Source organism: Streptomyces sp. JH34 (genome assembly GCF_029428875.1).
In the GTDB taxonomy this organism is placed as follows: Bacteria; Actinomycetota; Actinomycetes; order Streptomycetales; family Streptomycetaceae; genus Streptomyces.
In genome coordinates, this window is record NZ_JAJSOO010000001.1 from 5,383,565 (window position 1) to 5,398,328 (window position 14,764).

Genomic DNA, 14,764 nt, shown 5'->3' on the forward strand with positions numbered 1-14,764 from the left:
AGCAGGCTGGGCGCTCACCCCTCGCCGTCGTAGGGCCGACCGGGCCTGAGCGATCGCGGAGCGCCCATCGGTACTCCCGAAAGGCTCCGCACCGTGCAGGAATCCGCCCCACCGCTCACCTTCGCCACCCTCGTCACCACCCTTCGCGCCGCCGGCTGCGTCTTCGCCGAGGACGAGGCGGAACTCCTCCTCTCGACGGCGTCCGACCCCGCCGGACTCGCGGCCATGCTGGAACGCCGCGTGGCCGGTCACCCGCTCGAACACGTCCTCGGCTGGGCCGAGTTCTGCGGGCTGCGGATCGCCGTGGACCCCGGGGTCTTCGTGCCCCGGCGGCGTACCGAGTTCCTCGTCCGGCAGGCCGCCGCACTCGCACCCGACGGGGCGGTCGTGGTCGACCTGTGCTGCGGCACCGGGGCGCTCGGCAGGGCGCTCGCGGCGGCGCTGCGCGACGTGGAACTGCACGCCGCCGACGTGGAACCCGCCGCCGTCCGCTGCGCCCGGCGCAACGTGGGCGGCCTCGGAACCGTCCACGAGGGCGACCTCTTCGAGCCGCTGCCCCGCGCGCTGCGCGGACGGGTCGACGTCCTGCTCGCCAACGTGCCGTACGTACCGACCGGCGACGTCGGGCTGCTGCCGGCCGAGGCGCGCGTGCACGAGCCGCGCGTCGCGCTCGACGGAGGGGGCGACGGTCTCGACGTCATGCGCCGCGTGGTGGACGAGGCGGCGGACTGGCTGGTCCCCGGCGGCAGCCTGCTGGTCGAGACGAGCGAGCGGCAGGCACCGGCGGCCGAGGAGACGGTACGCGGCGGCGGACTGGCCGCGCGCGTCGTGGTCTCCGAGGAGCTGTACGCCACCGTCGTCATCGGCACCAGGCCCCACTGACCCGAACGACCCCGGACGTCCGGTGCGGCGGCGTGGCCCTCGCACCGGGCGCGGGCGGGTGGGGGCCACGCCACCGCACCGCATTCACCGGCGCGGGGCTAGGCTCGTAGGGCGGATATGTGTGATCGGCGGGCAGGAGACACGGGATGACGACGGTGCCGGGACGCAGAAGCAGTACGTTCACCCGCCTGCTGCGGCACGGTTTCACCGATCCGTCGGCCGCCGAACGGCTGCTCGATCTGCCCGAGCTCGCCTCCGTACGGGCCGATCCCGTCCTCTTCGACGCCCTCGGCGCGACGGCCGACCCCGATCTGGCCCTGCACGGCCTCGTGCGGCTCGTCGAGGCCGAGGAGCCCGACGAACGGCAGATCCTGCTGGACACCCTCGTCACGGCCAAGCCGCTGCGGGACCGGCTCCTCGGGGCCCTCGGCGCCTCCGAGGCCCTCGGGGACCATCTGGCACGGCATCCTCGCGACTGGCAGGTGCTGGTCACCTACGAGGCCACCGATCTGCATCCCGGGGTCCCCGAGTTCGAACACATGCTCAGCGGCGTGGTCGACCCCGACTCGCTGAGGGTCGCCTACCGCCGGTCCCTGCTGTCGATAGCGGCCCGGGACGTCTGCGGGACCACGGACGTCGCCGAGGTCGCCGCCGAACTCGCCGACCTCGCGACGGCCACCCTGAGGGCGGCGCTCGCCCTGGCACGGGCCGAGGCGCCCTCCGACGCCGCGCAGTGCCGGATCGCCGTCATCGCCATGGGCAAGTGCGGCGGACACGAGCTCAACTACGTCTCCGACGTCGACGTGATCTTCGTCGGGGAGCCGGTCAACGGGGCGGAGGAGAGCAGCGCCCTGCAGGCCGCCACCCGGCTGGTCGCCCACATGATGCGCATCTGCTCCGACACCACCGTCGAGGGCACCATCTGGCCCGTGGACGCCAACCTCCGCCCCGAGGGCCGCAACGGACCGCTGGTACGGACCCTCTCCTCGCACCTCGCCTACTACCAGCGCTGGGCCAAGACCTGGGAGTTCCAGGCGCTGCTCAAGGCCCGGCCCGTCGCCGGCGACCCGGAGCTCGGGGCGCAGTACCTCGAAGCCGTGTCCCCGCTGGTGTGGCAGGCCGCCGACCGTGAGAACTTCGTCGGCGACGTGCAGAAGATGCGCCGCCGCGTCGTCGACAACATCCCCGTCGACCGAGTCGACCGCGAGCTCAAGCTGGGTCCCGGAGGCCTCCGGGACGTCGAGTTCGCCGTCCAGCTGCTCCAGCTCGTGCACGGGCGCAGCGACAGCACCCTGCACGTAGGCTCCACCCTGGAGGCACTGAGGGCGCTCGCCGACGGCGGATACGTCGGGCGGGCGGACGCCGCCCAGCTGGACGAGGCGTACCGCTTCCTGCGGGCCATGGAGCACCGCATCCAGCTCTACCGGCTCCGCCGCACCCACCTCGTCCCCGAGGGCGAGGCCGACCTGCGCAGGCTCGGGCGGTCCCTCGGGCTGCGTACGGACCCGGTCGCCGACCTCAACCGGGCATGGCGGCGGCACGCCTCCGTCGTGCGGCGGCTGCACGAGAAGCTGTTCTACCGGCCGCTCCTGGACGCCGTGGCCCAGCTGGCGCCCGGCGAGAGCAGGCTCAGCGCCAAGGCCGCCGGTGTCCGGCTGGAGGCCCTCGGCTACGCCGATCCCGCCGCCGCGCTGAGGCACCTGGAAGCCCTGAGCTCGGGTGTCACCCGTAAGGCCGCCATCCAGCGGACGCTGCTGCCGGTGCTGCTCGGCTGGTTCGCGGACTCCGCGGATCCGGACGCCGGGCTCCTCGGCTTCCGGCAGGTGTCCGACGCGCTCGGCAAGACCCCGTGGTACCTGCGGCTCCTGCGTGACGAGGGCGCCGCCGCCGAGAACCTCGCCCGGGTCCTGTCCGCGGGCCGGCTCGCCCCGGACCTGCTGATGCGCGCCCCGGAGGCCGTCGCCATACTCGGCGACCCCGAGGGACTGAGGCCGCGCGGCCGGAACCACCTGGAGCAGGAGGTGCTGGCCGCGGTCGGACGTGCCCCGGGTGCCGAGGCGGCCGTCGCGGTGGCACGCGGGGTGCGGCGGCGTGAACTGTTCCGCACGACCGCCGCCGACATCATCGGTTCGTACGGCACCGAGGACAACCCGGCGGAGACCGACCCGGGCGCCCTGGTCGACCGGGTCGGCTCCGCGGTCACCGACCTGAACGCCGCCACCCTCTCCGGCGCGCTGCGCGCCGCCGTCCGCGAGCGGTGGGGATCGACCCTGCCGACCCGGTTCGCCGTCATCGGCATGGGCCGCTTCGGTGGCCACGAGCTGGGCTACGGCTCGGACGCGGACGTCCTGTTCGTGCACCAGCCCCGGGAGGGGGTCGGTGACGAGGAGGCCGCCAGGGCCGCGAACGCCGTCGTCGCGGAGATGCGCAGACTGCTGGAGCTGCCGACCGCGGACCCGCCGCTGCTCATCGACGTCGACCTGAGGCCGGAGGGCAAGACCGGGCCCCTGGCCCGCACCCTGAAGTCGTACGGGGCCTACTACCGGCGCTGGTCCCTGGTCTGGGAGAGCCAGGCGCTCCTCCGCGCCGAGCCCATGGCCGGTGACGAGGAACTGGGACGCGCCTTCGTGGAGCTCGTCGACCCGCTGCGCTACCCGGTCGAGGGACTGGGCGACGAGGCGGTCCGTGAGATCCGGCGGCTCAAGGCGCGCATGGAGTCCGAGCGCATGCCGCGCGGTGCCGACCCGACCCTCCACACCAAGCTCGGGCGCGGCGGGCTGAGCGACGTCGAGTGGACGGTGCAGCTCATGCAGATGCAGCACGGCTGGGCGGAACCCGGCCTGCGGACCACACGTACGCGGGAGGCGCTGGCGGCGGCGTGCGCGGCGGACCTGATCCCGGCGGAGGATGCCCAGACGCTGGACGAGGCGTGGGTGCTGGCTTCCCGGGTGCGCAACGCGGTGATGCTGGTGCGGGGGCGGCCCGGCGACACGTTCCCCTCGAACCCGCGTGAGCTGACGGCGGTGGGCCGTTACCTCGGGTACGAGCCCGGCCACGTGGGGGACATGCTGGACGACTACCGGCGGATCACCCGCAGGGCCCGGGCGGTCGTGGACGAGCGGTTCTACGGCGCCTCGGGGTGAGGCGACGGGCGGCCCCGGCGTCCCGCGGTACGGCTCACCGTTCGGCGGCCGGATGTCGCCCTCAGTCTCCGGCCGAACCCGCTTCGGCCCGGGGGGTCAGCTCAGGCGCTCGCGCGGGTGGCCGGCGCAGGGCGCGCAGACGACTCCCGCCGGGACGCTGGACACGCCTCGGCAGGCGGTGCGGCAGCGCCCCGTACCAGGCGTAGGACATCGCCACGCCGAACGTCAGGCAGGCCATCCCGCCCACCGCGTCCAGCCAGAAGTGGTTCGCCGTCGCCACGATCACCACGAGCGTGGCCATGGGGTACAGCGCGCCCAGGATCCGCGCCCACGGGGCGGAGGCCAGGGCGCAGATGGTCAGACCGCACCACAGGGACCAGCCGATGTGCATGGACGGCATCGCCGCGTACTGGTTCGACATGTGCTTGAAGTTGCCCGAGGCCATCGAACCCCAGGTCTGGTGCAGCAACACCGTGTCGATGAAGCCGCCGCCGTTCATCAGCCTGGGCGGCGCCAGCGGGAAGACGTAGTAGCCGAGCAGGGCCACCGCGGTGGTGGCGAAGAGGGCCAGACGGGCGGCCGCGTAGCGGCCCGGATGACGGCGGAACAGCCAGACCAGCACACCGATGGTCACGACGAAGTGCAACGTCGCGTAGTAGTAGTTCATCGACACGATCAGCCATGTCACGGAATTGACCGCCTGGTTGACCGTCTGTTCGAAGGCGAGACCCACGGTGTGCTCGAGGGACCAGATCCAGTCGGCGTTCCGCAGCGCCGCAGCCTTCTGCTCGGGAACGGCGTTGCGCACCAGCGAGTAGAGCCAGTAGCTGACCGCGATCAGCAGCACCTCGAACCAGAGGCGCGGGCGGCGCGGCGACCGCAGGGAGCGAAGGGAGAGGCGGGTGCTCGTGCGGGGCGGGGTGATCGCTCTCGTCGAACCGGATGAACCAGCGGGCCCGGATGAGCCAGGCGAACCGGACGCCGTCGCTCCGTCCGCGACGGGTGACGGGGTGGCCGCCGTGCGGTCTTCCTGTGTGGTCACGTGCGATTCACCCATAGGCGCAGAGTCTGCCAGATACATCCCCCTCTGCCCGATGATCCTCCGGTCGGGTTCCGGTCGCACATCCAGCAGTTCACCGGCGGGCGGGAGCCGGGGAGGAAGGACCCGGGCCCGATGCGGTTGAACCGCGTACGACCAGCTCGGGCATGAAGACGAACTCGCTGTGCGGAGCCGGTGTGCCGCCGATCTCCTCCAGCAGGGTGCGCACCGCGGCCTGGCCCATCGCCGTCACCGGCTGCCGGATCGTGGTGAGCGGCGGATCGGTGAACGCTATGAGGGGCGAGTCGTCGTAGCCCACCACGGAGAGGTCGCGCGGGACCTCCATCGACAGCCTGCGGGCCGCCCGGATGGCGCCGAGCGCCATCATGTCGCTCGCGCACACCACCGCGGTGCACCCGCGCTCCATCAGCGCCGAGGCCGCCGCCTGGCCGCCCTCCAGCGTGTACAGGGAGTGCTGGATCAGCTGCTCCACCGCGTCGGCGGTGAGGTCCAGCTGCTCCCGCATCGTGGCGTGGAACCCCTCGATCTTGCGGAGGACCGGGACGAAGCGCTTCGGCCCGACCGCCAGTCCGATGCGCTGGTGCCCGAGCGCCACCAGGTGCGTCACCGCGAGCCGCATCGCCGCACGGTCGTCCGGAGAGATGAAGGGAGCCTGCACCTTGGGGGAGAAGCCGTTGACCAGGACGAAGGGAACACCCTGGGCGCGCAGTTGCTCGTAGCGCTGCATGTCGGCCGACGTGTCGGCGTGCAGTCCGGAGACGAAGATGATGCCCGAGACCCCGCGGTCGACGAGCATCTCGGTGAGCTCGTCCTCGGTCGAGCCGCCCGGCGTCTGCGTCGCCAGCACCGGCGTGTAGCCCTGCCTGGTGAGCGCCTGGCCGATGACCTGGGCCAGCGCGGGGAAGATCGGGTTCTCCAGCTCGGGCGTGATCAGGCCGACGAGACCCGCGCTGCGCCGGCGCAGCCGGACGGGGCGCTCGTAGCCGAGGACGTCGAGCGCCGCGAGGACTGATTCGCGGGTGGCCGCTGCGACACCGGGCTTGCCGTTCAGTACGCGGCTGACCGTCGCTTCGCTGACCCCCGCCTGATTTGCGATATCGGCAAGCCGTGCGGTCATGGCAATGGACTGTACCGGGCGCGTGTCGGATTGCCCACCGTGCGCGGGATTCGGCCGTAGCGCCCCGGTGGGCACCGGTCGGCGGTCTTCCCGCGGCAACATCTTGCAAGTCCTTGCGGGCCCCTTCAGTCATGTGCGGTCCGATCGTCGTACCGCGCTGCGCCGGGCCTGGCCAGGCATGGGCAGGGCGGAAGGGCTTCCGTCAAGAGGCTTGACGGCAACCTTGCGGACACGCCAATGTAACGATCAGCAGTGCTTGCAGAAATATTCCGCAAGGTCTTTCGGTCGTCTTTCATCCTTGTTACGTTCACGTCGACCCGGCGCCGCGACGGAGCGGTACGGCAGTTGAAGGAGTTCAGATGCGACGTGGCATAACGGCCACCGCCCTGGTCGCGACCCTGGCGCTCGCGGCGACCGCCTGCGGAGGCGACGACGAGTCCGGCGGCAGCAAGAGCTCGGGCGAGCTCTCCGGCACGGTGACCTGGTGGGACACCTCGAACGTCGGCAGCGAGGACAAGGTCTTCAAGAAGATCGCCGAGGGCTTCGAGAAGAAGCACCCGAAGGTCGACGTCAAGTACGTCAACGTTCCCTTCGGCGAGGCGCAGAACAAGTTCAAGAACGCGGCCCAGGCCGGTTCCGGCGCCCCCGACGTCATCCGCTCCGAGGTCGCCTGGACCCCCGAGTTCGCCGACCTCGGCTACCTGGCCCCGCTGGACGGCACCGCGGCGCTCAAGGACGAGGGCGACTTCCTCAAGCAGGCCGCCGCCTCGACCAAGTACAAGGGCAAGACGTACGCGGTCCCGCAGGTGATCGACTCCATGGGCATCTTCTACAACAAGAAGATGTTCGCCGACGCGGGCGTCGAGCCGCCGGCGAAGATCGCCGACCTGAAGACCGTCGCCGAGAAGATCAAGAAGAAGACCGGCAAGACCGGCCTCTACCTGCGCGGCGACGACTCGTACTACTTCCTCTCCTTCCTCTACGGCGAGGGCGGTGACCTGGTCGACGCCGACGCGAAGACCGTCACCGTGGACAACGCCGCGGGCGTCAAGGCGTTCGGTGTCGTGAAGGACCTCGTCGACTCCGGGACGGCGAAGACCGACGCCACGGACGGCTGGGAGAACATGATGCAGTCGTTCAAGAACGGCGACGTCGCCATGATGATCAACGGCCCCTGGGCCGTGGCCGACACCCTGACCGGCAAGGAGTTCACCGACAAGGCGAACCTGGGCATCTCCACGGTGCCGGCCGGCTCCGCGGGCCAGGGCGCTCCGCAGGGCGGCCACAACCTCGGTGTCTACGCGGGCTCCAAGAACCTCGACGCCTCCTACGCGTTCGTCGAGTACATGACCTCGGTCGAGGCCCAGGCCCAGACCGCGGGTGAGCTCAACCTGCTGCCGACCCGCACCTCCGCGTACTCCAAGAAGGAGGCCGTGGACAGCGAGATCGTCCAGTTCTTCAAGCCCGTCGTCGAGACCGCCGTCGAGCGTCCGTGGATCCCGGAGACCGGCAGCCTCTTCGCCCCGCTGAACGTCGAGTACACCAAGGTCCTCACCGGCCAGACCACGCCGGACAAGGCCGCGAAGGCGACCGGCGACTCCTACCGCAAGCTCCTCAAGGGCTGGAAGTAACTCAGGAAGGCAGGCCGGCTGATGGCTGTCCACACCAGCCAGTCGGTGGCGAAGGCCGCGGGCGACGACGTCGCCCGCGGCCGGAGCCGCGGTACTGGTAACCCCCCACCGCCGAGCAGGTTCCGGCGTGCCCTGTCGGTCCACTGGTACGCCTGGACCATGGTCGCCCCCGTCGTGCTCGTGATCGGCGTGATCATCGGCTACCCGCTGGTCCGCGGCATCTGGCTGTCGATGACCGACGCCAACGAGCGCAACGTCGCCCGGTCCATCGGTGTCAACGAGATGCCCGCCACCTACGAGTTCGTGGGTCTGGACAACTACGCCGACGCCCTGACCGGCAACCAGTTCCTCGGGACGCTCGGCTGGACCCTGGTGTGGACGGTCTCCTGTGTGACCATCACCTTCTGCCTGGGCATGGCCCTCGCCAACATCCTCAACCGCAGGATCGTCGGCCGCTCCGCCTACCGCATGGCCCTGATCCTTCCCTGGGCCATCCCCGGCTTCGTGTCGGTCTTCGCCTGGCGCTTCCTCTACAACGAGAACAACGGGCTGCTCAACAAGATCCTCGGCGGCGCCGGCATCGACGGCATACCGTGGCTGAACGACCCCACCTGGGCGAAGTTCTCCGTCATCGCCGTCAACGTCTGGCTCGGCGTGCCCTTCATGATGGTCGCCCTCCTCGGCGGACTGCAGTCGATCCCCGCCGAGCAGTACGAGGCCGCGGAGATGGACGGCGCCACCGCCTGGCAGCGCTTCCGCCACGTCACGCTCCCCGGACTGCGTCCGGTGTCCACCACGGTGGTCCTGCTCTCCACCATCTGGACCTTCAACATGTTCCCGGTGATCTTCCTGCTGACCCGCGGCGGACCCGGTGAGGCCACGCAGATCCTGGTCACCCAGGCGTACAAATTCTCCTTCGAGATCAGCCCGCGCGACTTCGCGCAGTCCTCCACCTGGGGCGTGCTGATCCTCGTACTCCTGATGCTCTTCGCCATGGTGTACCGGCGAGTGCTCCGCACGCAGGGAGACAACTGGTGACCACCGCCACCGCACCCTCCGCCACCGCCGCGACCTCCGCCCGGCACGACGCCCGCAAGGTCCGCCGCCGGGGCGACCGCTCGCCGGCCGCGTCCGTGGCCCTGCACCTCACGCTGATCGTCACCTCGGTGATCGCGGTCTTCCCGGTGCTCTGGGTCCTGCTGACGTCGCTGAAGCCCGCGAAGTTCGCGTCGACCACGGACTTCTTCAAAGAGACGACGTTCGAGAACTACAGCAACCTGATCAAGGACACCGAGTTCCTTGCCTGGTTCGGCAACTCCGTGATCGTCGCGGGGCTCTCCACCGTCATCGGCGTCTTCGTCTCCGCCACCACCGGCTACGCCGTCAGCCGCTTCCGCTTCCCCGGCAAGCGCGGGCTGATGTGGACGCTGCTCGTCACCCAGATGTTCCCGGTGGCCGTCCTCATCGTGCCGATCTACAACATCATGTCGACGATGGGCCTGCTCAACCAGCCGGCCGGGCTCGTCATCACCTACCTCACCATCTCGGTGCCCTTCTGCGCTTGGATGATGAAGGGCTTCTTCGACACGATCCCGCGCGAGATCGACGAGTCGGGACAGGTCGACGGACTCACCCCGTTCGGCACGTTCTGGCGGCTCATCCTGCCGCTCGCCAAGCCCGGCCTCGCCGTCACGGCCTTCTACTCCTTCATCACCGCCTGGGGCGAAGTGGCCTACGCCTCCGCCTTCATGGTCGGTGACGAGAACCTCACGCTCGCCGGCGGACTGCAGAAGTTCGTCAACCAGTACGGAGCCCAGTGGGGCCCGATGACCGCGGCGTCCGTGCTCATCGCGATCCCGGCCGCGCTGGTCTTCCTGTTCGCGCAGAAGCACCTGGTCACCGGCATGTCCGCCGGAGCCGTCAAGGGCTGACGCACCCAGTCCCCGCACGACCGCACGCAACGTCACGGCGGCGCCGGATCCCCGACCAGGTACCGGCGCCGCTCCCCACCCAGACACCCCAGGGACGACATGACCCAGCACCTCGCTGCCCCCTCCACCGGCACGTCCGACGACGCCCCGGGCCACCGCACCGGCTGGTGGCAGGACGCGGTGATCTACCAGGTGTACCCACGCAGCTTCGCCGACGGAAACGGCGACGGCATGGGGGACCTCGCGGGTGTCACCGCGCGGCTCCCGTACCTCCGGGACCTCGGTGTCGACGCCGTCTGGCTCAGCCCCTTCTACGCCTCCCCGCAGGCCGACGCCGGTTACGACGTCGCCGACTACCGGGCCATCGACCCGATGTTCGGCACCCTGCTGGACGCCGACGCCCTGATCCGCGAGGCCCACGGTCTGAGCCTGCGCGTCATCGTCGACCTGGTTCCCAACCACTCCTCCGACCAGCACGAGTGGTTCAAGCGCGCCCTCGCCGAGGGCCCCGGCTCCGCCCTGCGCGAGCGCTACCACTTCCGCCCCGGCAAGGGCACCGACGGCGAACTCCCGCCCAACGACTGGGAGTCCATCTTCGGCGGACCCGCCTGGACCCGGACCACCGACCCGGACGGCACCCCCGGCGACTGGTATCTGCACCTCTTCGCGCCGGAGCAGCCCGACTTCAACTGGGAACACCCGGCCGTCGCGGACGAGTTCCGCTCCATCCTGCGCTTCTGGCTCGACATGGGCGCCGACGGCTTCCGCGTCGACGTCGCCCACGGCCTCGTCAAGGCGGAGGGCCTGCCGGACCTCGGATCGCACGACCAGCTGAAACTGCTGGGCAACGACGTCATGCCGTTCTTCGACCAGGACGGTGTGCACGAGATCTACCGCAGCTGGCGCACCGTCCTCGACGAGTACTCCGGCGACCGCGTCCTGGTCGCCGAGGCGTGGACCCCCACCGTCGAGCGCACGGCCAACTACGTGCGCCCGGACGAGATGCACCAGGCCTTCAACTTCCAGTACCTGTCCACCGCCTGGAACGCCGCCGAGCTGCGCGCCGTCATCGACTCCTCGCTCGACGCGATGCGTCCGGTGGGCGCCCCTACCACCTGGGTGCTCTCCAACCACGACGTCACCCGGCACGCCACCCGCTTCGCCAACCCGCCGGGCCTGGGCACCCAGATCCGCACCCCCGGAGACCGCGAGCTCGGACTGCGCAGGGCACGCGCGGCGACCCTGCTGATGCTGGCGCTGCCCGGATCCGCGTACGTCTACCAGGGCGAGGAGCTGGGCCTCCCGGACGTCACCGACCTGCCCGACGAGGCCCGCCAGGACCCGTCCTTCTTCCGGGCCGAGGGTCAGGACGGCTACCGCGACGGCTGCCGCGTCCCGATCCCGTGGACCCGCGAGGGCAGCTCGTACGGCTTCGGCAGCGGCGGCAGCTGGCTCCCGCAGCCCGACAGCTGGGGCGAGCTCTCGGTCGAGGCGCAGACCGGCACGGAAGGCTCCACGCTGGAGCTGTACCGGGCCGCGATCGCCGCCCGGCGCGAGCACCCGGGCCTCGGCGCCGGCACGGACGTCGAGTGGCTGGACGCCCCCGAAGGCGTGCTCGCCCTCGGCCGCCCCGGCTTCGTCTGCACCGTCAACACGACGGGCGCGCCGGTGCGCGTCGCCGCCCCCGGCACGCTGCTGCTCGCCAGCGGCCCGGTCGCCGTCGACGGCACCACCGTCGAGCTGCCCGCCGACACCACGGTGTGGTGGACGGTGTGACCGTCCCCGCACCCAGGACCGGACCGGCGCTGCGGCTCTCCGACATCGCCGGTCAGGCCGCGGTCAGCGAGGCCACCGTCAGCCGAGTCCTGAACGGGAAGCCGGGCGTCGCGGACACCACGCGTCAGCGGGTGCTCGCGGCGCTCGACATCCTCGGCTACGAACGCCCCGTACGGCTGCGGCAGCGCAGCGCGGGGCTGATCGGGCTGGTGACGCCCGAACTCGTCAACCCGATCTTCCCGGCGTTCGCCCAGTCCGTGGAGCAGGTGCTCGCGGGGCACGGCTACACGCCCGTGCTCTGCACCCAGCTGCCCGGGGGCGCCACCGAGGACGAGCTGGTCGAACAGCTCGTCGAGCGCGGTGTGGGCGGCATCGTGTTCCTGTCCGGGCTGCACGCGGACACCTCGGCCGACCCGGCGCGCTACGCCGCGCTCACCGAACGCGGCGTGCCGTTCGTCCTGATCAACGGTTACAACGAACGCATCAGCGCCCCGTTCGTCTCGCCCGACGACCAGGCCGCCGTACGCATGGCCGTCAGCCACCTCGCCGAACTCGGGCACCGGCGGATCGGCCTGGCGATCGGGCCGCAGCGTTACGTGCCGTCCCGGCGCAAGGCGGACGGCTTCCTCGACGCGGCCGTCTCCCTGCTGGGCATGGACCGTGACGAGGCCGAGCTCCTCGTCTGCTCCACCCTGTTCAGCGTCGAGGGCGGCCAGGTCGCGGCGGGCGCACTCCTCGACCGCGGCTGCACCGGCATCGTCTGCGGCAGCGACCTGATGGCGCTCGGCGTCGTCCGGGCGGCGCGGGGGAGAGGACTCGACGTCCCCAGGGACGTCTCTGTGGTCGGCTTCGACGACTCCCAGCTCATCGCCTTCACCGACCCGCCCCTGACCACCGTGCGCCAGCCGGTGCAGGCGATGGCGGCGGCGGCGGTGGGCGCGCTGCTGGAGGAGATCGCCGGGAGCCCCGTGCAGCGCACGGAGTACGTGTTCCAGCCGGAGCTGGTGGTCCGGGGGTCCACCGCGGCGGCGCCGGGCGCCTGAACGGGCGCGCGAACAGGGGAGTGTGAGGGGCCGGGTCCGGAGGGGGGACCCGGCCCCTCCGCACGCCGGCCGACAACGCTCTCAACTGGCCCACCGGCGGTGCGGTTTCGTGGCTCATCCGCTATCACTGCCGAAGGCGCGATAGGTTCCCCGCCATGACCGGACTCGGAGCCGTCGCCTGGCCACCCGCCCCGATACGGACCGAACGGCTCGTGGTCCGCGAGTCCGAGGCCCGGGACCGCGCGGGGTTCATCGAGCTGTTCGCCTCGCCGAAGGTGCGCACCTACCTCGGTGGACCCCGCCCGCGTGACGAGCTCGAACGCGCGGTGCCCGAGGTGCCCGGGCGGCGCCCCGGCCTCTTCGTGACCGAACTCGACGGAGCGATGATCGGCATGGTCGCGCTCGACCGGCGCGACGCGGAACGCCCGGGGCACATCAGCCCGGACGCCGGGGAGGCCGAACTCGGTTACACCTTCCTGCCCGAGGCATGGGGGCACGGATACGCCGCCGAGGCGTGCGCGGCGGCACTCGCCTGGTTCGCCGGCGTGCTTCCCGGAGAGCCGGTCGTCCTCTGCACCCAGACCGCCAACACCCGCTCGATGCGCCTCGCGGCGAAGCTGGGGTTCACGGAGGTCGAGCGGTTCGAGGAGTACGGCGCGGAGCAGTGGTTCGGTGCGACCCTCGGTCGCGGCGGCCGGCTACCCGTACACGCCAGGTGATCCGGGTCACACGCTGTCACAGAGGGCGTGCGGGTGGTGTCTTGAGCCCGAACCGCTCGAACCGCTCGGAACGAGGGAGACATCGTCATGGCGGAGAACCGCACGAGTGAGGAACACGTCGTCGACCGGGCGACCGAGGCCTTCGTCGCCCAACGCAACCTGCTGTTCACCGTCGCGTACGAGATGCTCGGCTCGGCGGTCGATGCCGAGGACGTCCTTCAGGAGACCTGGCTGCGGTGGGTCGGGGTCGACCTCGACCAGGTGCGCGACCAGCGCGCGTACCTGGTCCAGATCACGACCCGGCAGGCGCTCAACCGGCTGCGCACGATGTCCCGGCGCAAGGAGTCGTACGTGGGCCCGTGGCTGCCGGAGCCCCTGCTGACCACACCGGACGTGGCCCAGGACGTCGAACTCGCCGAGAGCGTGTCGATGGCGGTGATGCTGGTCCTGGAGACGCTGTCACCGACCGAACGGGCCGTCTTCGTGCTGCGCGAGGTCTTCGACGTCGGCTACGACGAGATCGCGGCAGCGGTCGACAGGACCCCGGCAGCCGTTCGCCAGATCGCGCACCGCGCACGCCGTCACGTGGATGCCCGGCGGCCGCGCACTGTGGTCTCCCAGCGGCAGACGCGGGAGGCCGTGGAGTCGTTCGTGCGGGCACTGGAGGGCGGGGACCTGCAGGAGCTGCTCGACGTGCTCGCGCCCGACGTCGTCTACATGGGCGACGGCGGCGGCGTGAAGCGCGCCGCGCCACGGCCGATCGCCGGAGCCGACAAGGTGGCCCGCCTGCTGGCGGGTGGCCTCGGCCGGAACACGATCCCGATCACCTTCGGCCGCACCATGGTCAACGGCAGCCCGGCGCTCGCGCTCCACCTGGACGGTGAGCTGGACAGCATCGTCGCGGTCCACGTGGAAGCGGGCCGCATCACCGGTCTCTACGTCGTCCGCAACCCCGAGAAGCTGTCTCGCATCGCCTCCGAGACACCGCTCACCTTGCGATGAATCACTCGTAGCGCAAGGGCGACTGGGGGAACCCCGCGCAGCAGCGGACCTCGTCCCCACGTGAAGAACCACCGACTCGTCCGACTCCGGAGAGAGGCCGTCCGCATGGAGATCCTTCGGTATGTGTTCCTCGTCTTCCACCTCTTCGGGTTCGCCGCGCTCATGGGTGGCGTCTTCTTCCAGCTGAGAGGGAAGGACCCGGTGGCCGGCAGCTACATGCTGAGCAGCGCGGTCGTCCAGCTGGTCACCGGTGCGGGACTCATCTGGACCCGGATATCCCAGGACCTGCCGGTCGACGAGGCGAAGATGGGGGTGAAACTGGCCCTGGACGTCCTGGTGGCGGTGACCGCACTGGTCGGCATGCGCAACAAGCGGGCGTGGGCCTTCTACGCCGTGGGGTCCTTCACAGCGGCCGCAGCAGTCGTGGCCGTCGCGTGGAAGGAGTAACCCGGTGCTCCGG

At 71.0% G+C, this 14,764-nt stretch carries 12 protein-coding genes; 10 read left to right on the forward strand and 2 right to left on the reverse strand.

Annotation, left to right across the window (positions count from 1 at the left end):
• The first annotated feature begins 93 nt into the window (after positions 1 to 93).
• Both LWJ43_RS24155 and LWJ43_RS24160 read left to right on the forward strand, forming a co-directional pair.
• The gene (locus LWJ43_RS24155) at positions 94 to 882 is read left to right on the forward strand and encodes a putative protein N(5)-glutamine methyltransferase (protein ID WP_277334308.1); all 789 of its coding nucleotides are present in this window, start codon (positions 94 to 96) and stop codon (positions 880 to 882) included.
• Between the two features lie 146 nt (positions 883 to 1,028).
• Entirely contained in the window at positions 1,029 to 4,025 is a 2,997-nt protein-coding gene (locus LWJ43_RS24160; protein ID WP_277334309.1) for a bifunctional [glutamine synthetase] adenylyltransferase/[glutamine synthetase]-adenylyl-L-tyrosine phosphorylase, read from the forward strand.
• Between the two features lie 61 nt (positions 4,026 to 4,086).
• Here LWJ43_RS24160 and LWJ43_RS24165 read toward each other — a convergent pair whose 3' ends face one another.
• Positions 4,087 to 5,157: a phosphatase PAP2 family protein gene (locus LWJ43_RS24165; protein ID WP_462100959.1), complete on the reverse strand. Its 1,071-nt coding sequence runs from the start codon at positions 5,155 to 5,157 to the stop codon at positions 4,087 to 4,089.
• A 1-nt stretch (position 5,158) separates the two neighbouring features.
• Positions 5,159 to 6,202, reverse strand: coding sequence for a LacI family DNA-binding transcriptional regulator (locus LWJ43_RS24170; RefSeq protein WP_277334311.1), 1,044 nt, complete (start codon positions 6,200 to 6,202; stop codon positions 5,159 to 5,161).
• Between the two features lie 359 nt (positions 6,203 to 6,561).
• Between LWJ43_RS24170 and LWJ43_RS24175 the strand changes: the two genes are divergently transcribed.
• From LWJ43_RS24175 to LWJ43_RS24210, 8 genes are all read left to right on the forward strand, one after another.
• Complete coding sequence (locus tag LWJ43_RS24175; RefSeq protein WP_277334312.1) at positions 6,562 to 7,833, forward strand: extracellular solute-binding protein; 1,272 nt, start codon at positions 6,562 to 6,564, stop codon at positions 7,831 to 7,833.
• Positions 7,834 to 7,854: 21 nt separating this feature from the next.
• Positions 7,855 to 8,871 carry a carbohydrate ABC transporter permease gene (locus tag LWJ43_RS24180; protein WP_014156612.1) on the forward strand — a complete coding sequence of 339 codons (1,017 nt, stop codon included), beginning with the start codon at positions 7,855 to 7,857 and terminating at the stop codon, positions 8,869 to 8,871.
• Positions 8,868 to 9,764 carry a sugar ABC transporter permease gene (locus LWJ43_RS24185; RefSeq protein WP_277334313.1) on the forward strand — a complete coding sequence of 299 codons (897 nt, stop codon included), beginning with the start codon at positions 8,868 to 8,870 and terminating at the stop codon, positions 9,762 to 9,764. The genes LWJ43_RS24180 and LWJ43_RS24185 overlap by 4 nt, the downstream gene beginning before the upstream one ends.
• Positions 9,765 to 9,863: 99 nt before the next feature.
• Positions 9,864 to 11,540: a glycoside hydrolase family 13 protein gene (locus tag LWJ43_RS24190; protein WP_277334314.1), complete on the forward strand. Its 1,677-nt coding sequence runs from the start codon at positions 9,864 to 9,866 to the stop codon at positions 11,538 to 11,540.
• Positions 11,525 to 12,583 (forward strand): LacI family DNA-binding transcriptional regulator, encoded by a 1,059-nt coding sequence (locus LWJ43_RS24195; RefSeq protein WP_277334315.1) that lies wholly within the window; start codon positions 11,525 to 11,527, stop codon positions 12,581 to 12,583. Before LWJ43_RS24190 ends, LWJ43_RS24195 begins: the two co-directional genes overlap by 16 nt.
• A 155-nt stretch (positions 12,584 to 12,738) precedes the next feature.
• Entirely contained in the window at positions 12,739 to 13,302 is a 564-nt protein-coding gene (locus tag LWJ43_RS24200; protein WP_277334316.1) for a GNAT family N-acetyltransferase, read from the forward strand.
• 87 nt (positions 13,303 to 13,389) lie between these two features.
• Complete coding sequence (locus tag LWJ43_RS24205) at positions 13,390 to 14,304, forward strand: RNA polymerase sigma-70 factor (RefSeq protein ID WP_277334317.1); 915 nt, start codon at positions 13,390 to 13,392, stop codon at positions 14,302 to 14,304.
• Positions 14,305 to 14,409: 105 nt separating this feature from the next.
• The gene (locus LWJ43_RS24210; RefSeq protein WP_277334318.1) at positions 14,410 to 14,751 is read left to right on the forward strand and encodes a hypothetical protein; all 342 of its coding nucleotides are present in this window, start codon (positions 14,410 to 14,412) and stop codon (positions 14,749 to 14,751) included.
• Positions 14,752 to 14,764: the final 13 nt, after the last annotated feature.